At 69.0% G+C, this 19,226-nt stretch carries 15 protein-coding genes; 13 read left to right on the top strand and 2 right to left on the bottom strand.

The annotated features are described in order from the left end of the window. Positions 1-36: 36 nt before the first annotated feature. On the top strand, positions 37-1,194 hold the full coding sequence (locus tag CTP10_RS14300) for a CaiB/BaiF CoA transferase family protein (RefSeq protein ID WP_233527991.1): 1,158 nt from the start codon (positions 37-39) through the stop codon (positions 1,192-1,194). Positions 1,195-1,227: 33 nt separating this feature from the next. Here CTP10_RS14300 and CTP10_RS14295 read toward each other — a convergent pair whose 3' ends face one another. Beyond that, entirely contained in the window at positions 1,228-1,782 is a 555-nt protein-coding gene (locus CTP10_RS14295) for an ureidoglycolate lyase (protein ID WP_116318176.1), read from the bottom strand. 332 nt (positions 1,783-2,114) lie between these two features. Between CTP10_RS14295 and CTP10_RS14290 the strand changes: the two genes are divergently transcribed. Beyond that, positions 2,115-3,449 (top strand): MFS transporter, encoded by a 1,335-nt coding sequence (locus tag CTP10_RS14290; protein ID WP_116318175.1) that lies wholly within the window; start codon positions 2,115-2,117, stop codon positions 3,447-3,449. A 101-nt stretch (positions 3,450-3,550) separates the two neighbouring features. Continuing rightward, complete coding sequence (locus CTP10_RS14285; protein ID WP_116318174.1) at positions 3,551-4,264, top strand: FadR/GntR family transcriptional regulator; 714 nt, start codon at positions 3,551-3,553, stop codon at positions 4,262-4,264. Between the two features lie 60 nt (positions 4,265-4,324). Here the strand turns inward: CTP10_RS14285 and CTP10_RS14280 are convergent, their stop codons facing one another. After that, the gene (locus CTP10_RS14280) at positions 4,325-5,335 is read right to left on the bottom strand and encodes a Bug family tripartite tricarboxylate transporter substrate binding protein (RefSeq protein ID WP_116318173.1); all 1,011 of its coding nucleotides are present in this window, start codon (positions 5,333-5,335) and stop codon (positions 4,325-4,327) included. A gap of 275 nt (positions 5,336-5,610) precedes the next feature. Here CTP10_RS14280 and CTP10_RS14275 point away from each other — a divergent pair, with 275 nt between their 5' ends. The 10 genes from CTP10_RS14275 (at position 5,611) to CTP10_RS14230 (ending at position 19,153) form a co-directional block, all read left to right on the top strand. Then, complete coding sequence (locus CTP10_RS14275; RefSeq protein ID WP_116318172.1) at positions 5,611-6,876, top strand: formylglycine-generating enzyme family protein; 1,266 nt, start codon at positions 5,611-5,613, stop codon at positions 6,874-6,876. Between the two features lie 37 nt (positions 6,877-6,913). After that, the gene (locus CTP10_RS14270) at positions 6,914-8,020 is read left to right on the top strand and encodes an HAD family hydrolase (protein WP_116318171.1); all 1,107 of its coding nucleotides are present in this window, start codon (positions 6,914-6,916) and stop codon (positions 8,018-8,020) included. 37 nt (positions 8,021-8,057) lie between these two features. Next, a complete protein-coding gene (locus CTP10_RS14265; RefSeq protein ID WP_199414526.1) occupies positions 8,058-9,848 on the top strand; it encodes an arylsulfatase in 1,791 nt (596 codons plus the stop codon). A gap of 78 nt (positions 9,849-9,926) precedes the next feature. After that, positions 9,927-12,551 carry a fused MFS/spermidine synthase gene (locus CTP10_RS14260; protein WP_116318170.1) on the top strand — a complete coding sequence of 875 codons (2,625 nt, stop codon included), beginning with the start codon at positions 9,927-9,929 and terminating at the stop codon, positions 12,549-12,551. After that, positions 12,548-13,525 carry an AAA family ATPase gene (locus CTP10_RS14255; protein WP_116318169.1) on the top strand — a complete coding sequence of 326 codons (978 nt, stop codon included), beginning with the start codon at positions 12,548-12,550 and terminating at the stop codon, positions 13,523-13,525. The genes CTP10_RS14260 and CTP10_RS14255 overlap by 4 nt, the downstream gene beginning before the upstream one ends. A 20-nt stretch (positions 13,526-13,545) precedes the next feature. Next, on the top strand, positions 13,546-14,568 hold the full coding sequence (locus CTP10_RS14250) for a DUF58 domain-containing protein (protein ID WP_116318168.1): 1,023 nt from the start codon (positions 13,546-13,548) through the stop codon (positions 14,566-14,568). Further along, entirely contained in the window at positions 14,565-15,104 is a 540-nt protein-coding gene (locus CTP10_RS14245) for a DUF4381 domain-containing protein (RefSeq protein ID WP_116318167.1), read from the top strand. Before CTP10_RS14250 ends, CTP10_RS14245 begins: the two co-directional genes overlap by 4 nt. Continuing rightward, positions 15,091-16,122: a vWA domain-containing protein gene (locus CTP10_RS14240; RefSeq protein ID WP_116318166.1), complete on the top strand. Its 1,032-nt coding sequence runs from the start codon at positions 15,091-15,093 to the stop codon at positions 16,120-16,122. Before CTP10_RS14245 ends, CTP10_RS14240 begins: the two co-directional genes overlap by 14 nt. Further along, positions 16,122-17,780, top strand: a complete 1,659-nt coding sequence (locus CTP10_RS14235) for a VWA domain-containing protein (RefSeq protein ID WP_116318165.1) — start codon at positions 16,122-16,124, stop codon at positions 17,778-17,780. The genes CTP10_RS14240 and CTP10_RS14235 overlap by 1 nt, the downstream gene beginning before the upstream one ends. Next, positions 17,777-19,153 carry a BatD family protein gene (locus CTP10_RS14230; protein ID WP_116318164.1) on the top strand — a complete coding sequence of 459 codons (1,377 nt, stop codon included), beginning with the start codon at positions 17,777-17,779 and terminating at the stop codon, positions 19,151-19,153. The genes CTP10_RS14235 and CTP10_RS14230 overlap by 4 nt, the downstream gene beginning before the upstream one ends. Positions 19,154-19,226 lie beyond the last annotated feature (73 nt).

The following is a 19,226-nucleotide window of genomic DNA, read 5'->3' as shown; positions in this document are numbered from 1 at the left end:
GGCGCCGGCCCGCTGTCAGGCGTGCACATCCTGGACATGGCCACCGTGGTGGCGGCACCGTTCTCGGCCACGCTGTGCGGCGACATGGGCGCCGAAGTCGTCAAGCTGGAACTGCCCGATGGCAGTGATCCGCTGCGCTCGCTCGAGCCCGTCACCGACGCGCACGCGCTGTACTGGAAAGTGACCAACCGCGGCAAGCGCGGCATCTCGCTGGACGTGCGCACACCGCGCGGCAAGGAGATATTCCTGAAACTGCTGCCGCAGTTCGATGTACTGGTCGAGAACTTCCGCACCGGCACGCTGGCGCGCTGGGGACTGGATATCGAGACCCTGCGCGCGGCCAACCCCGGCCTTGTGGTATTGCGGCTGACCGGCTTCGGCCAGACCGGACCCTATGCGCAGCGGCCCGGGTTTGCGCGGATCTTTGAGGCGATGAGCGGGTTCACCAACCTGGCAGGTTCGCCGGAGAGCGGGCCGATGCACATGAACTACCCGGTAGGCGACATGGTCGCTGGCTTGTTCGGCGCCTTTGCCATCGCCACCGCAGTGGCGGAGCGGCGCGCGCGGCCGGACCTGCCCGGCCGCGAGATCGACCTAGCGGCCACTGAAGCACTGTTCCGGCTGCTGGAGCCTCTGGCCGTGGAGTACGAGCAACTGGGCCGCGTGCGCCAGCGCGCGGGCAATCGAACTACCTATGCGGCACCGTCCAATATGTACCGGACCTCGGATGACGTCTGGGTCTCGGTGGTGGCCTCGTCCGATGCCACCTTCCGCCGCCTGGCAGAGGCGATGGCTGCGCCGCAGCTCGCGCGCGCGGCCGACTACGCCACCAACGCCGGCCGCGTGCGCAATCTCGACGCGCTCGACGCGCAGATCGCGGCCTGGTTTGCTGCCAGGCCGTACGCGGACGCGGCTTTGGCGCTTGAGGCTTGCCAGGTGCCGTTCAGCAAGGTGTTCAGCATCGCCGACATTGTCGAAGATCCGCAGATGCAGGCGCGCGAGGCGATCGTGCGCCTGCCGGACGCCGAACTTGGGTCAGTGCCGGCACCGTGCGTGGTGCCGCGGTTCTCCGGCTACGCACCGGCCGCGCCGCGCTGCGGTCCGGCCGTGGGCGAGCACAATGCGCTGGTCTATGGAACGTTGGGACTGGACGCAAACGAGTTGCGCGCACTGCGGGAAGCGGGCGTTATCTGAAGCGCTTCGTATCTTGCTGGTGCGCAGTTCCGGTCAGCCGTCTTGCGCTGACCTTGGCAATTCAAGCAGCAGTGGCTGCGCCAACCGCAGTTCATCGCAATTGTTGCCGTCACCGCCACGGTCCACCACGGCAAAGAGCGACGGCTCCCCAAGCGCCAGCAGCATGTGGTGCCACACCCCGGTGCGATAGTTCACGCCTTGTCGCCCGTTGGTGATGAAGGCCCGCAATGACGACGGCTCCAGCGCGTCGCCGGGCGGCGCCACCACGACTACAAAAGGACGCTCCGACAGCGGGATGAACGCCTGGCTACCCCGCGGATGGCGCTCCATCATCGAGATCTCCATCGGGAAGGTGTAGGGGCGCGCCTCGAACAGGTTGATCAGGGCACGGCCGCCGCCCAGTTCCACCGTGGCGAGGTTGTGATGGCGCGTGACCATGCCGCCGTTGATCGGGAATGCGGCGGGATCTCCGGCGGGGCGCGGTGCGATGACGTCGCCGAACGGCGCGAACGCATCCGCGCTGAGGGGCTCCGGGCGCAAACGTACCAACGCGGGCGGGTCGATCGAGGGCGGGCTTTGGGATGGCATGAGTCTCCTTGCGTGGCGGCTCGTCGGTACGGTGCCGCGACTGGTCAGACCAGTTGAGGCATTGTGGCGAAAGATGTCTGCGTGCGCAAGGGCTGTGCCCTTCGCCCCCAATTTTTTGGCGTCGTCGTTGCCGAGCCAGGCATCACAGAAGCGTTTGCGGAATTTTCAATCAGCCAAAGGGATTTCCCCAACGCGTTCTTGCCTTGACAGCCATATCTCCGCTCCCTACCATTCCGCCATCACTGGTCAGACCGGTATGACTAGGTGGGAAGCCATCCCGGCCGGCCAGCCCTGTGCCCCACGCCGACCCCAATAAATCAAGGAGACCCTCAATGACCCCAACCGAAACCGCCCAGGCCGGGCCGGATGCGCTCGCCCTGCCGCAGGGCCACGCGCAGGCCCGCGAGGACGCGGTGTACCGCAAGGTGGCCTGGCGGCTGCTGCCGTTCCTGATGCTGTGCTACGTGGTCGCCTACCTGGACCGCGTAAATGTCGGCTTTGCCAAGCTCAACATGCTGGCTGACCTGCAGTTCAGCGAGGCCGTCTATGGCCTGGGCGCGGGGCTCTTCTTCATCGGCTACTTCTTCTTCGAGGTGCCGAGCAACCTGCTGATGCACCGCATCGGCGCCAAGGCCACCATCTCGCGCATCATGATCCTGTGGAGCCTGATCTCCGCCGCCATGATGTTCGTGCAGACCGCCACGCAGTTCTACGTGCTGCGCTTCCTGCTGGGCGCGGCGGAGGCAGGCTTCTATCCGGGCATGATCCTGTACCTGACGTACTGGTTCCCGTCGCACCGGCGCGCGCGCATGGTGGCGTTGTTCATGGCGGCGATCCCCATTTCCGGCATCTTCGGCGGGCCGTTGTCCGGTTGGGTCATGGAGGCCATGCACGGCGTCAACGGCCTGCGAGGGTGGCAGTGGATGTTCCTGATCGAAGCGGTGCCATCGATGCTGGTCGGCGTGGCGGTGCTCTGGTATCTCGACAACAACATCCAGTCGGCACGCTGGCTGACCGAGGACGAGAAGGCGCTGCTGGCGCGCAATATCGCCGCCGAGAACGCGCAGAAGTCCGCCCATATGTCGCTGCGCACCCTGGTGACTGACGCGCGCGTGCTGAAGATGACGCTGATCTGCTTCTGCACGGTGATGGGCCAGTACGGCCTGACTTTCTGGCTGCCGACGCTGATCAAGCAAACTGGCGTGAAGAGCGTGCTCGACGTGGGCCTGCTGACCGCGATTCCGTTCGGCGTCGCGGTGGTATCGATGATCCTGGTCAGCCGCAGTTCCGACCGCATGCGCGAGCGCCGCTGGCACCTGATCGTGCCGTTCTGCTGCGCCGCCACGGGTCTGGTGCTGAGCGCAGTGTTCAGCCACAACACCGCGCTGTCGCTGGCTGCACTGGCGCTGGCCGCGGGCGGCAGCCTGGCGACGTCGCCGCTGTTCTGGAGCCTGCCCACGTCGATCCTGTCCGGCGTGGGCGCGGCGGCGGGGATCGCGCTGATCAATTCCTTTGCCAACCTGGCCGGCTTTCTCAGCCCCTTCATGATCGGCCTGATCAAGGATGCGACGCAGAGCACCGACGCAGCCATGTTCGTGCTGGCCGGGGTGCTGCTTTGCGGGGCGCTGCTGACGTATTCCGTGCCGGCCAAGCTGGTCAACAAATAAAGGCCGCGGCCGCACGCGTGGCGAGCGGCGGACGGGGCAGGTTTGTCGGCTAGAATTCCCGGCAACCGCTCCCGCGCCGCCGATTTGCCACCACGTTACGTATGACCGGATCTTCCTCTTCCGTTGCCAACCAGGCCGTCAGCCTCATCCAGCAATGGGTGCGCGACGGCATCTTCCCGGTGGGCACGCTGCTGCCCGCGCAGCGGGAGCTGGCGGCAAAGGTCGGCATCAGCCGCGCATCGTTGCGCGAAGCCATTTCCACGCTGCAAGGGATGGGCGTGGTGATGGCGCGGCCGGGCAAGGGCGTGTACGTGACCGCCGTATCGCCCACTGCGGAAGCGCAGGCGACGCCGCCCTGGCGTTTCGCGGCCACGCATTCGCTGATTGACATCTATCAGCTGCGCTTTGCGCTGGAAGGCCTGACGGCTCGCCTTGCAGCGTTGGCCATCTCCACCGATGAAATCGAGGAACTGCGCCAGAACGCCGCCACCATGCAGCGCGCGATCGAAGCCGATGCGTACGACGAAGCGTCGCAACTCGATTACGAATTCCATACGCTGATCGTGACGGTATCCGGCAACCAGGTGATTCGCGAGATCCTGCGCGAAAGCGCCGAGGTAATGCGCGAGAGCCAGCGCCTGCCGTACTACCGGCGCGGCGCGCGCAACGCCACCTTCACCGAGCACAGCGCCATCATCGAAGCCCTCGCCGCGCGCCGGCCGGAACAGGCCCAGCGCGCCATGGAACGCCACATCATGCTGGCGGCCCGGCGCGCCGGCGTGCATTTCCCCACGGGCGACGAAAAAGACGATTGATGGCAGGTCGGCACCCTCATACGCTGGTGGCGCGACTCCGGCGTCTGAGGCAGTACCGGCTCAATCCAGCCGGATGTTGTACTCCTTGATCACATTCCCCCAGTAAGCCTGGTCGGCCTTCGCCACCGCTGCAAACGCGGCCGGGCGCGAAGTCCTGACGATCAGCCCGAGGTCGGCCATGCGTTGTCGGATATCGGCCGCAGCCATCACCGTCTCTACATCCGCGGAAATCTTCTCGACGATGGGTTGCGGCGTCCCGGCCGTGGTGAACAGGCCCAGCCAGGCCGGGCCGTCCAGCCCCTTGTAGCCGAGTTCCTGGAAGGTGGGCACGTCGGGCAGCATCGGCGCGCGCGCGTTGCCGGTCACGGCCAGCGGTTGCAGCTTGCCGCTGCGCGCGTGCTGGCGCACGGTCATCGGCGACAGCGTGCCCAGCGAGATCTGGCCGCCGATCAGGTCGGTGGCGATCGGTGCTTCGCCCTTGTACGGGACGTGCAGCAGCTCGGCCCCGGCACCGGTTGTGAACACCTGCATATAGAGATGGGCGCCGGTGCCGATGCCATAAGTGCCGTAGGAAACCTTGTTCGGCTGCGCCTTGGCCAGGCTGATCACCTCGGGCAGCGTGCGAGGCATGGCGCTGTTGGCCGTCAGCACCAGGCTGGAGGTGCACAGCTGGCCGATGGCGGTCAGGTCGCGCAACGGATCGAACGGGGGCTTGGCCACCATGTACGGCGTCTGCACCAGGCTGGGCAGCGCCAGCAGCAGGGTGTAGCCGTCCGGCGCCGCCTTGGCCACCACGTCGGCGCCGATCATGCCGCCGACGCCCGGGCGGTTCTCGACGATCACGGGACGTTGCCACAGCTTGCTCAACGGATCGCCGAGCGCGCGTGCCAGCACGTCGGTGGCGCCCCCCGGGGGGTAGGGCACGACCAGCCGAACCGGCTTCGACGGATAGTTCGGCATGGCGGACTGGGCTGACTGGGCCCGGGCATGGCCAAGGCCAAGTGCCGAAGCCGTGGCGGCGATGGAGCCGGCACCCAGCCATTGCAGGGCTTTGCGTCGGTCAGCTTGCATGGTGTTTCCTCCTGGTTGTGACGTCCTGGTTGTCTTGTCGCGCCTCGCGCGCATGGCAAACGGCAGCGTACGGGCCGCTGCCGGCGCGGCACATCGGCGCTATGGACGAGACAGTGGGACGGTATTTACCCCGAGGAGCAAACACTGATGACATCGCCGCAGTGAAATCTTTCAACTCGCGCGGCGAGAAATCTAAATTCCTTTTCAATACCCATTCTGTGACGATACCCGCAGGTGCACGATTGCACCTTTTTGTCTTTGGCGGAGGACGTCCTATGGCAACCGGCAAGCGCAACGGGCTGCACTCTCAGGCCCCGGCGCACGGCGCGGCGCAAGCGCTGCCTGCGCCTGCTGCGGCGCCGCAGCGACGCCGCAGATTCCTGGTTGCCGTGCTCGCCTGTGCCGGTATCGCGGCGGGTGCGGGCGGCAGCTGGTGGTACGCGCAGTCGCGCTCCGGCAAGGCACCCGGGGTGGTGGAAGGCGACGGCAAGAGCGGCCCGCCTGGCATGGTCCATGTACCCGGCGGCGAATTCCTGATGGGCAGCGACAGCAAGATGGCGCAGGCCAACGAGAAGCCGGCGCACAAGGTGCGCGTGCATGCCTTCTGGATGGACAAGCACCACGTCACCAATGCCGAGTTCCGCAGATTCATCGAGACCACGGGCTACGTCACCACGGCGGAGCGGGTGCCGGACTGGGAAACCCTGAAGGTACAGCTGCCTCCCGGTACGCCGCGTCCGCCCGACAGCGCGATGGTGGCCGGCGGCATGGTCTTTGTCGGCACGCCGCGTCCGGTGCCGCTGCAGGACTATTCGCGCTGGTGGCGCTACGTGCCTGGCGCCGACTGGCGTCATCCGGCCGGTCCCGGTACTTCGATCGAAGGCAAGGACAATCATCCGGTGGTACAGGTGTCGTACGAAGACGCTCAGGCCTACGCCAAATGGGTGGGCAAGCGCCTGCCCACCGAGGCGGAATGGGAATTTGCCGCGCGTGGCGGGCTGGAGCAGGCCACCTACGCATGGGGCGACCAGTTCGCGCCCGCCGGCAAGCAGATGGCCAACGTCTGGCAGGGCCAGCAGAACCAGCCGTTCCCTGTAGTAAGCCAGGTGGTCAGCCCGAAGGCTGGCGGCGCGCTGGGCACCAGCCCGGTCGGCACGTTCCCACCCAACGGCTACGGGCTGTCCGACATGACCGGCAATGCCTGGCAATGGGTCGCGGACTGGTACCGCGCCGACCAGTTCCGGCGCGAAGCCGGCAAGGCGCAGCCGATCGAGAACCCGGTCGGCCCCCTGGCCTCGTGGGATCCCAGCGAGCCCGGCGTACCTGTCAACGCCCCCAAGCGCGTGACGCGCGGGGGATCGTTTCTCTGCAACGAAGACTTCTGTTTGAGCTACCGCCCCAGCGCCCGGCGCGGGACGGATCCCTTCAACAGCATGTCGCACCTTGGCTTCCGGCTGGTGATGGACGACAGCCGCTGGGCCGAGATGCGCCGCGAGACGCCGGTGGCGATGGGCGGACAGCCGCAGACGGCGGCACGCTGATGCCGGGCCGGTGCGACACGAGACAGGAGCAAGCATCATGAGCATGCCCGCTAATACCGCGCCGGGCGCCGGCGCTTCGCGCAAGGCGATTGCCGTACTGTGCGCCGCGCTGGCGTTCGGCAGCCTGCAGCTTACCGGGTGTACCACGCCCGCCACGCCCGCCACGCCGGCCGCACCCACGGCGCAGGCCACTGCCACTCAGGCGGCGCGGCCCGCCGAACAGGCCTTGCCATCGTGGCGCGATGGCGCTGCGCGTCAGGCGCTGCTCAAGTTCGTGGCCGACGTGACAAGCCCGGGCTCGCCCAGCTTCGTGCCGCCCGAGGCGCGCGTGGCCGTGTTCGACAACGACGGCACGCTGTGGAGCGAGCAGCCGCTGTACTTCCAGTTCTACTTCCTGCTCGACCAGGTCCGGGCCGCCGCGCCTCAGCATCCGGAATGGCGCAGCAATGCCGCGTTCAAGGCGCTGATGGCCAACGACATGGACGCGCTGATGGCAAACCAGAAGCAGCTGCTCGGGCTGATTGCCACGGCCAACAGCGGCATGAGCGTGGACGAGTACGACCGCACCATCCGCGACTGGTTGTCCAAGGCGCGCCATCCCAAGTTCAACCGGCCCTATACCGAGCTGGTCTACCAGCCGCAGCTCGAACTGCTGTCCTACCTGCGCGCAAACGGCTTCAAGACCTACATCGTGTCCGGCGGCACCATCGATTTCATGCGGCCGTGGAGCCAGCAGATCTACGGCATCCCGCCCGAGCAGGTAATCGGGTCGTCCCAGGCGGTGCGCTACATGGTGCGCGACGGCAAGCCCATGCTGATGCGCGATCCCAAACTCGACTTTATCGATGACGGCCCCGGCAAGCCGGTCGGCATCTACCGCCATATCGGCCGCCGGCCAATCCTCGCTGTCGGCAATTCCGACGGCGACCTGCAGATGCTCGAGTACACCACCGGCGGCGACGGCCCGCGCATGGCGGTGCTGGTGCGCCATGACGACGCCGAGCGCGAGTTCGCCTACGACCGCCAGTCCAAGGTCGGCAAGCTGGACAAGGCGCTCGACGCGGCGCAGGCGAGGGGCTGGACGGTGGTCAGCATGAAGCAGGACTGGCAGCAGATCTATCCGGCGGCGGGCGCCGGGAAGTAAGGCGGCAATCCACTGGTTTTGACGATCGGAGGCTTCAATGCAGCGAATGAGAGACTCAGCACCGGCAAGGCGCGGCGCGCGCTTTGCCATGGCGGCGGTGGCGGTGGCAATCGCCGCCATCGCCGGGTGCAAGAAGGCGGACGAGCCCACGCAGCAGGCGCCGGCCACGCAGCAGCCAGCGCCGCAGGCGCCAGCCACGGCAACTGCACCGCCCGCCACGCCGGCACAGCCGACCGCCGAATCGCACCTGCCGGCCCCTGCGGATGCGTCGGCACCCGTCGGCACCGCCTCGGCACCGGTGGCCGCGACTGGTGGCACTTCAGACAAGAAGCCCAATATCCTGGTCATCTTCGGCGACGATGTCGGGCAGACCAATATCAGCGCCTACAGCATGGGCGTGTTGGGCTACCGCACGCCCAACATCGACCGCATCGCGCGTGAAGGGATGATGTTCACCGACTACTACGCGGAGAACAGCTGCACGGCGGGGCGCTCGTCATTTATCACGGGACAGACGCCCTTGCGCACTGGCTTGTCCAAGGTAGGCGCGCCGGGCGCAACCGTGGGCCTGCAGGCACGCGACGTGACGCTGGCCGAGGCGCTCAAGCCGCTGGGCTACGCCACCGGCCAGTTCGGCAAGAACCACCTTGGCGACCGCGACGAATACCTGCCGACCAAGCACGGCTTCGACGAGTTCTACGGCAACCTGTACCACCTGAATGCCGAGGAGGAACCGCAGCGCCCGTACTGGCCCAAGGACAAGAACGACCCGTTCGTGAAGAACTTCTCGCCGCGCGGGGTGTTGCACAGCACCGCCGACGGCAAGATCGAGGACACCGGTCCGCTTACGACCAAGCGCATGGAGACCATCGACGACGAAACCACCGATGCCGCGCAGAAGTTCATCACCAAGCAGGTCGAGGCGGGCAAGCCTTTTTTCGTGTGGATGAACACCACGCGCATGCACGCCTATACGCACGTGCGGCCTTCCATGCAAGGGCAGAGCGGCATGCCCGGCAACGAATATGCCGACGGCATGATCGAGCACGACGGCGACGTCGGCAAGCTGCTCAAGACGCTCGATGACCTGAAGGTGGCCGACAACACCATCGTGATCTACACGACCGACAACGGCCCCAACCAGTGGTCCTGGCCGGACGCGGCAACCACGCCGTTCCGCAGCGAGAAGGACACCAACTGGGAAGGCGCGTTCCGCGTGCCGGCGATGATCCGGTGGCCGGGCAAGGTCAGGCCGGGCACGGTGACCAACGAGATGTTCTCCGGGATGGACTGGTTCCCGACGCTGATGGCGGCCGCCGGTGACGGCGACGTCAAGGACCGGCTGCTCAAGGGTGCATCGCTCGGCGGCAAGAACTTCAAGGTGCACCTGGACGGCTTCAACCAATTGCCGTTGCTGACCGGGCAGACCAACAAGAGCGCGCGCAACGAGTTCTATTACTTCAACGATGACGGTGCGCTGGTTGCCATGCGCTATGGCGACTGGAAGATCGTCTTCTGCGAGCAGACGTCGCCGGGAGGCTTTCAGGTCTGGCAGGATCCGTTCAAATGCCTGCGCGTGCCGAAGGTCTTCAACCTGCGCATGGATCCGTACGAGCGCGCCGACATAGTCTCTGACCAGTACAACGACTGGCTGACCAAGAACGCGTACCTGACCGAGATCGGTACGATGAAGGCATCGGTGTTTCTGGAGACCTTCGTCAACTATCCGCCCAGCCAGCGGCCTGCCAGCTTCAGCATTGACCAGGTGCGCGAGCGGGTCGACAAGAAGATCGACGAGTCCTTCCGGCAGCGCGAACAGAAGAAGTAGGCGCCGGGCGCCTTGCGCCCGGGATTGGGATAAGCCGGCGCCCCTTGCCACGTGGCGCTGGCTCCACCGGTGCAATGCATGGACAGACTACACGCCGCACAGGGCGGCAACCGGCGACATGGCAACAATGCCGCCGGTACCGGAACGCCTGCCGCATCGATGCCGCGGCAATCCGGCGCGGCCGAACAGACCTGGCTCTGGGCGGCCGTTTTGCTGTTTGCCTCTGGCATCGCGGGGCTGATCTACCAGATCGTCTGGATCCGGCAGCTGTCGCTGGTGGTGGGCGTGGACGTACACGCGGTCACCACTGCGGTCAGTGCTTTCTTTGCCGGGCTGGCGCTGGGCGGCTGGCTGTTCGGCCGCATCGCGGACCGCCACGGCAATGCGCTGCGCTTGTATGCCTGGCTGGAGCTGGCGGTGCTGGTGCTTGGCATCGGCGCGACGGTGGCGCTGGCCCATGCGGCGGCGCCGTTCGCGTGGCTGGAGCAGCGCGCTGGCTTGCTGGCTTGGGCGCTGCCGCTAGTGCTGGTGATGCTGCCGGCCGCCGCCATGGGCGGGACACTGCCGGTGCTGATGCGCGCGCTGGCGCCGGTGATGGGGCGTGTTGGGGTGCAGGGCGGGCGCCTGTATGCGGCCAATACCGCGGGCGCCATCGTCGGCACGTTGCTGGCGGGCTTCGTGCTGGGCCCGTTGCTTGGCATGCTGGGCAGCGCGATGGTGGCGGGCGCGCTCAACGGTGCCGCTGCGCTGGTGGCATGGTGGCTGGCCTCGCGCACGCCGGCTGCACTAGCGGATCAAGCCGCCAGGCCGAGGGACGTCGCTGTCGCGGGAGACGTTGTCAACGGCAGGCTGGCGCTGGTGCTGTACGCAGCCGCCGGCGGCATCGCGCTCGGCTATGAAGTGGTGTGGTCGCAGGCGATCGTGCAGTTCATCAGCACGCGCAGCTTCGCCTTCACGGTCGTGCTTGCGACTTACCTGGCGGGGCTGGCCATTGGCAGTGCGCTCGCCGCGCGGTATGCCGACCGGGTTCGCGATCCCTGGGGTGCATTCGGGTTGCTGGTGGCCGGTGCCGGGCTGGTGGCGCTGCTGGAAGTGGTGCTGCTGGGCGAATGGCTGCTGCGCGCGCAGGGCGTGCTGTCGGCATGGGTGCAGGCGCAGACCGCCAGTCCGCTCGCCGCCGCCTGCGCCACCTTTGCGCTGGCTTCGCTATGCGTGGTGTTCTTGCCGACGCTGCTGCTCGGCGCCGCCTTCCCGTTCGTGTTGCGCGTGGGCGTCGACAGCCGCCATGTCGGCGCTGGCGTGGGCAGCGTGGTGGCGCTAAATACGCTGGGCGGCATTGCCGGCTCGGCGCTGGCCGGGTTTGTGCTGGTCCCCTTTATCGGGCTGGTGCATACGCTGGCGATGCTGGCGGTGGCCGCCGGCGTGGTCGGCGTGATCGCCGTGGCGCTTGGCAGCGGGGTCCGGCCGGCGGCGCGCTGGGCCGTGCCGATGCTCGGCGTGCTGGCGGTGATCGCCGCCGCGCTGGCGCCGGCGGACCGGCTCGCCACGCTGCTGGCACGGGCGCGCGGTGGCGAACTGGTGTTCTACGAGGAAGGGCGCGGCGCGACTGTGGCGGTGGTGGAGCAGAGTTCGCCCCACCACCGCTTCCGGCGCCTCTACATCCAGGGCGTTTCCAATTCGGGCGATACCATGACTTCGCTGCGCTATATGCGGCTGCAGGCGCTGCTGCCGCTGATCGTGCATGGCGGCACGCCCAGGGCCACGCTGGTGATCGGGCTGGGCACGGGCATCACCGCAGGCGCGACGCTGGCCTGGCCGGGGCTGGAGCGGCGCGTGGTGGCGGAGCTGCTGCCGCCGGTGGCGCGTGCAGTGCCGAAGTTCACCGGCAACTTCGGCGTTGCGACTGACCGGCGCGTGGAGGTCCGCCTGCGCGACGGCAGGCGCGAGCTGCTGCAGAGCCCGCAGCGCTACGACCTGATCACGCTGGAGCCGCCGCCGCCGTCCGCCGCGGGCGTAGCCAGCCTGTACTCGACCGACTTCTACCGGCTCGCGGCCGCGCGCCTGCAGCCCGGCGGGCTGGTCGCGCAATGGCTGCCGCTGCCGACGCAGAACGACGAGGACACACGCATGCTGGTGCGCAGCTTCCTCGACGTGTTCCCGCACGCGATGCTGTGGACCACCGAGCTGCACGAGATGATGCTGGTCGGGTCGCTGTCGCCGCTGACGCTGGACGCGGCCCGCATCCGCGCCGGCTTTGCCCAGCCCGAGGTGGCCGCCGCGCTGCAGGCCGTGGGCGTGCGCTCGCCGGCGGCGCTGCTGGCGACCTGGGTCACAGACCGCACCGGACTGGACTGGTACGCCGCCGATGCGCCGGCCGTGACCGACGACCGGCCCCGCATCGAATACGCCGGCTGGGTGCGGCGCGAGGCCTTCCCGGAAACGCTGGCGAAGCTGCTTTCGCTGCAGAGCGAACCACCGCTGACCGGCGCCGACGAGGCGCTGTGGCAAGACGTGCAACGCGAGCGCCGGATCCTGCATACCTTCTACCGCGCCGGGCTCGACGCCTACCGCGGCGACCGCGAAGGCTGGGCCAGCCATATCGCGCAGGTGATGCGCGCCGACCCGGACAACCCCTACTACGCCTGGTTCGTCGGTGGCGGCGCCACTCGCGGCGCGCCGGCAGCGCCGAGGACCGTGCCATGAGCGCCCGCGACGACGTACTGGCCCTGCAGCAGCGCATGGGCGAATCCATTGTCGGGCAGCAGCGCATGATCGAACGCCTGCTGCTGGGCCTGCTCGCCGATGGCCACCTGCTGGTGGAAGGGCTGCCGGGGCTGGCCAAGACCCGCGCCATCAAGATGCTGGCGCGCAACCTCGACGCGCGGCTGTCGCGCATCCAGTTCACGCCGGACCTGCTGCCCGCGGATATCACGGGTTCGGAGCTGTATTTCACCGAGGGCGGCAAGGGTGAGTTCCGCTTCCAGCCAGGCCCGGTTTTCGCCAACCTGGTGCTGGCCGACGAGGTCAACCGTTCGCCCGCCAAGGTGCAGGCGGCCTTGCTTGAGGCCATGGAAGAACGCCAGGTCACCGTCGGCGGCACCACGCACAAGCTTGAGCCGCTGTTCCTGGTGATGGCCACGCAGAACCCGATCGAGCAGGAGGGCACCTATCCGCTGCCCGAGGCGCAGATGGACCGTTTCCTGATGCATGTCAGCGTGGGCTACCCCGAGGCGGATGCCGAGGCCGACATCGTGCGGCTGGCGCGCGAGGAAGAGGGCGGTGCCGCGGGTGCCTCAGCCGCCGCCCATGCCATCCGGCTTGCACCGGCGTCGATCTTCAACGCCCGCGCCGAAATCCACGGCATCCATGTCAGCGATGCGGTGGCACGCTACGTGGTGGCGCTGGTGCAGGCCACGCGCGCACCCAAGGCGGTGGACGATGACCTGGCGGAGTGGATCCAGATCGGCGTCAGCCCGCGCGGCTCGATCGGGCTGGACAAGGTGGCGCGCGCGCACGCGTGGCTGCACGGCCGTGACTTTGTCACGCCGGAAGACGTGCAGGCGGTGGTGCATGATGTCTTCCGCCATCGCCTGATCCTGTCGTATGAGGCGCATGCGGCCGGAATCGGCGCTGACGCAGCGATCGACCGCCTTGTGCAGCAGGTCGCGGTGGCCTGAGCGCCGCGAGGATCCCAGCGATGCGACTGCCATTCCGAGCCCTGGCCCGTGCCGCGCCGGCTGAAGTACAGGCGCCGTCGTCACAAGCTACGCCCGGCGTCAGCGTCGATGCGGCAGCGCTGGCCGCGCTGGAAGTGGCCGCGCGCGACTTCCATTTCCTGCCGCGCCAGCCGGTGCACAGCGTTCTGGCCGGTCGCCATGCCTCGCGCGTGCGCGGGCGCGGGCTAAGTTTCGAAGAGCTGCGCCTGTACCTGCCGGGCGACGATATCCGCAGCATGGACTGGCGCGTGACCGCGCGCACCGGCAAGCCGCATGTGCGCGTCTATAGCGAGGAGAAAGACCGTCCGGTGCTGCTGGTGGTGGACCAGCGCATCAATATGTTCTTTGGCAGCCGGCGCGCGATGAAGTCCGTCAGTGCTGCCGAGGCCGCAGCGCTGGCGGCGTGGCGCGTGCTGGCCGAGGGCGACCGCGTCGGCGGCGTGGTGTTTGGCGACACGCAGATCGCTGAATTCCGGCCGCGCCGCAGCCGCCAGGCGGTGCAGCAGCTGCTGGGCGGCATCGCGACCCTGAACCAGGCGTTGCGCCCCGACGCACCCGCGCGGCGCGCCGCCGGCCAGCTCAACGCGGCGCTGGACCGCGCCGTGCGGCTGGGGAGCCATGACTGCCTGGTCATCGTCATCAGCGACTTCGACGGTCACGATGCACGCACCCGCGACCTGATGCTGTCGCTGGCCGCGCGCAATGACGTGCTGACCATGCTGGTCCACGACCCCTTCCTGAGCGAGCTGCCGGCATCCGGGCAGCTGGTGGTCAGCGATGGCGAACTACAGGTCGAACTGGGGTTCGGGCAGGCGGCGGTGCGGCGCAGCATCGCCGAATTTGCCGATACCCATGGCCGTGAGCTGCTGGACTGGCACCATGCGATTGGCGTGCCCCTGCTGCCGCTGTCGGCGGCCGAGGACACGGCGCTGCAGCTGCGCCGGCTGCTGGGCCGGCCGTTGCAGCAGGCGCCGGTGCGCCAGCGCGCGGGGGCTGCGCCATGAGCCTGACCCACAGCACTGCGCCGGGTGATACCGGCAGCGCTGCCACCTTGCACCAGTTGGCCGACCTGGCCATGCCGCCGCCGCCGTCATGGGCACCACAGACGATTGGTTGGCCGATCCTCGGCGCGGTGCTGCTGGCGGCGCTCGCGTGGGCCGGATGGCGCGCATGGCGGCGCCATCGGGCCAACCGCTACCGGCGCGAGGCGCTGGCCGAGCTGGCTCGCCTGCGCGCCGACGCCGGCAAAGACGTGGTGAGCCGTGCCGCGGCACTGCAGGCGATGGCGGCGCTGCTCAAGCGCACCGCGCTGGCCGCGTGGCCGCGAACGCAGGTGGCCAGCCTCGCCGGTGCCGAGTGGGCCGCCTTCCTGCAGGCGCACGCGGGCCGTGCGCAGGACACAGCGCCACTGCTGGCCGCGCTGGTGCAGGACGCCGAGTACCGCGGCGATGCGGCGCTGGCGCAGTGGCCCGACACGCAGGTCGAGGCCGTTGCCGGCGCGTGCCGGCGCTGGATCGCCGGGCATCATGTACCAGTTTGAATATCCCTGGCTTTTCGTGCTGCTGCCATTGCCGCTGCTGCTGTGGTGGTGGCTGCCGCCGTACCGCGAGGAAAGCGCCTCGGTGCGCCTGCCCTTTTTTGGCGAGGTCGCCAGCGCGGCCGGGCTGACGCCTGCCCCGGGCGCCGTGGTGCCGCGCCGCAACCGGCTGCAGCGCGTGCTGGCGCCGCTGGCCTGGGCGCTGGTGGTGACGGCCATGGCCAGGCCGCAGTTCCTGGAAGCGCCGTTGCAGAAGGTGCAGCCGGTGCGCGACCTGCTGATCGCGCTGGACCTGTCGCAGTCGATGGACACGCGCGACTTCCGCGATCCGTCCGGCACGCTGATCCCGCGCGTGCAGGCGGTGCGGCAGGTGGTCAGCGGTTTCGTCGCGAAGCGACCGGGCGACCGCATCGGCCTGATCGTGTTCGGTGACGCGCCGTATCCGCTGGCGCCGTTCACGCTCGACCATCGGCTGGTGCAGACGCTGATCGATGGGATGCTGCCGGGCGAGGCCGGGCCGAGCACCGCGCTGGGTGATGCCATTGGCCTCGGCATCAAGCTGTTCGACCACAGCGAAGCGGCCGACAAGGTGCTGATCGTGCTGACCGATGGCAACGACACCGCCAGCCGCATGCCGCCCGAGCGCGCCGCGGGCATCGCCCGGGAACGGGGTGTCAAGGTGCATACCATTGGCATTGGCGACCCCAATGCCGCCGGCGAGGAGAAGGTAGACCTGGGCGTGCTGCAGCGCATTGCCGCGCAGACCGGCGGGCGCTATTTCTTCGGCGCCGACCAGGCGGGGCTGGAAGGCATCTACGCGACGCTGGACCGGATCACCCCGCACCAGCACAAGACCTTGTCGTGGCGACCCCGGCGCGAGCTGTTCATGTGGCCGCTGGGCGCTGCCGTGGCGATCGTGCTGGGGTATCAGCTGCTGATGCTGGCGTACGTGGCGTGGCTGTCGCGCGCGCGCCATGCCGCCGCCGCCGGGCCGACTGGCAATGCCGGGGAGGCCAGCTGATGCAGCCGCTGGCCGACAGCCTCGTCCATTTTCATTTCCTGCGGCCGGCCTGGCTGCTGGTGCTGCTGCCCGCCGTGCTGCTGGTGTGGCTGGTGCGCCGCCGCGGCGACGTGCGCCGGCGCTGGCGCCAGGCCATCGCGCCGCACCTGCTTGATGCGCTGATGCTGGGCGAGCGCCGCCACCTGGCGCTGCGGCCCGTGCACCTGACCGCGCTGCTGCTGGCGCTGGGCGCGATCGCGCTGGCGGGCCCGGCCTGGCGCCAGGAACGGCCGCCGTTCCTGGACGACAAGGCGCCGCTGGCCATCGCGATCGACCTGTCGCGCAGCATGGATGCGGTCGATGTCACGCCGACGCGGCTGGAGCGCGCGAAGCTCAAGGTCAAGGCGCTGCTGGCGCGCCGCGACGGCGGGCGTACCGCGATCTATGCGTACGCCGGGTCGACGCACCTGGTGCTGCCCCTGACCGACGACAACGAACTGCTGCAGACCTTTGTCGACGCGCTGCAGACCCGCATCATGCCGGTGCCGGGCCGCGACATGGCGCTGGCGCTGCGCACCATCGACAAAGACCTGGCCCGCGAACCGGTGCCCGGCACCATCCTGTTCATCACCGATGCGGTCGAGCCTGCCGCCTCCGCCGCCTTCCGCGCGCAGGCCGCCAGCGGCCGCAGCCAGCCAGTAGTGCTTGCCATCGGCACGGAGCAGGGCGGGCCGCTGCGCAACGCCGAAGGCGGTTTCGTCGAGCAGGACGGCGCACGCATGTTCGCCCGCCTGGATGTGGCGGCACTCAGGCGCTTCGGCGACGACAGCGGCGTGCCGGTCGCCACCTTCACGCCGGGCAGCGACGACGACGTTGCCTGGGTGCAGCGCCATGTGCAGGCCCACCTGGAGCGGATGCAGGCCACCGACCGCACCCGCTGGCAGGACGAGGGCTGGTGGCTGACGCTGCCGATAGCCGTGCTGGCCGCGTTGTGGTTCCGCAAGGGCTGGACGGTGCGCTGGATCGCCAGCCTGCTGGTGGCAGTGGCGCTGGCGGCGCCGCCAGGCGTGCAGGCGCAGCCAGCGCAGCCATCGGACAGCACGCGGCCGTGGCGTTTTGCCGACCTGTGGCTGACCCATGACCAGCAAGGCCGGCGTGCCTTCGGGCAAGGCGACTTTGCCCGGGCCGCCGTGCTGTTCGACGATCCGATGTGGCGCGGTATCGCGCAATACCGCGCCAGCCAGTATGCACAGGCGGTGCAGAGCTTCGCGCTGGTCGATTCGCCGCAGTCGGACTACAACCAGGGCAATGCGCTGGCGCGGCAGGGCCAGTACACGCAGGCCGCGGCGCGCTACCGGCAGGCGCTGAAGCGGCAGCCGCAATGGCCGGCGGCGGCCGCCAACCTGGCGCTGATGGAGAAGCTGCTGGCCCGGCAAAAGCCGGCGAAGGAGAAGGATCCGGACGATCAGGAGGAGCCGCCGGACGTGCCCCCGGACGAGATCAAGTACGACGCCGGCAGGCCGCCCCAGCAGGGCGGACAGACCATGCAGGTCGGCCGCACGCAGGACGCCGAGATGTGGATGCGCGCGATCCGGACCTCGCCGACCGACCTGCTGCAACGCAAGTTCGCGCTGCAGCACGCACCGCCGGCACAGCCGGCATCGAAGGGGCAGCCATGACGGCCCGGCTGGCGAGGTGGCTGCTGCTTTGCGCTCTGCTGCTGCCGTGGTTGGCGCACGCCGCGGCGGAGCCGCGCGTGCGGGTTGAAGTCGGCGCCAGGCAGCCGGTGCTGGTGGGCCAGCAGGTCGCCATCGACGTGACGATCCTGGCGCCGAATTTCTTCATGTCGGCACCGGCGTTCCCGGTGCTGCAGGTGCCGGGCGCGGTGATCACCATGCCCGATGAGCGCGCGCAGAACTCGACCGAGACCATCGACGGCATCACCTATGCCGGCATCCGCAAGCGCTATGCGTTCACGGCCGAGCAGGACGGCGATTTCGAGCTGCCGGCGGCTACCGTGCGTTTGACCTATGCAGGCGAAGATGGCGCGCCGCGCCAGGGCAGCGTGACCTTCCCCGCCACGCGGATCCGCGCCGGTGCCGGTGGGGCGATTGGCACTGCGGGGCAGGGCGCCGGGGCTGCCCGGCCGCTGCTGCCCGTGGCCCGGCTGACGGTGACGCAGGCGCTCGACCATGCCACCAGGGATGGCGCCGTGTACCTGCATGCGGGCGACGCGCTGGTGCGCACCGTAACCACTTTCGCGCCGCAGACGCAGGCCATGATGATCCGCCCGCCGCATGTGCCGGCGTTGCGTGGGGTGCGCCTGTTCAGCGCCGATCCGCGGCTGTCCGACCACGCCGGCGGTGCCAGCGATGCCACCGGGCCGGGCGGCACGCGGGTGGATACCTTCACCTATGTGTTTGAGCGCAGCGGCACCTACACGCTGCCGCCGGTGACGGTGGACTGGTTCGATGCAGCCACGCGGCAGCCTGCGCATTCCGAGGTGCCGGCGATCAGGGTGGTGGTCGCCGCAGCGCGCGGCGGCGGCGCACTCGCGCCGGGTGGTCCTTCCGCCGGCGCGCTGCCGGGCGAGGGCGGCATGCCGTGGCGCATGCTGGGGTGGGCCGGGGTAGTGCTGCTCGGGATGCTGGCCGCGGCGGTGTCATGGCGCCGGCTGCGGCCCGTCATGGACCGCTGGCGGCAGCGGCTGGCCGCGCTCCGGCAGGCACGCGCCGAAGGCGCCCGTGCGCGTCTGGAGGCGTTGCTGGGGGCCTGCCAGGCCGGCGACCCGGTCGAGGCTTACCGGGCGCTGGGAGCGTGGGTACGGACCACACATGGCACGGCGCCGGCGGCATGGGCCGAAGCCTGCGGGGATGCGGCACTGGCCGGCGCCGTGGCCGGGCTGGAGCGTCGCCTGTACGGCCCTGCGGACGCCGCCTCGCGGCGCTGGGACGGCTCGGCGCTGGCCGAAGCCGTGCGCCGCCATGCCACCACGGCCGCGCCACATCCGCAGCGCCTCGCGGCCCACGCGCTGCCGCCGCTCAATCCCTGAGCGCCGCGGCACAGGAATCCGAACCCGCGCTTGCCTTATGATGGGCGCCTCGCCGCCGGCCCCGGCCGGGTGG

The sequence above is a fragment of the Cupriavidus sp. P-10 genome (assembly GCF_003402535.2).
Classification (GTDB): domain Bacteria; phylum Pseudomonadota; class Gammaproteobacteria; order Burkholderiales; family Burkholderiaceae; genus Cupriavidus.
This window is presented reverse-complemented; position numbering and strand designations above follow the sequence as displayed.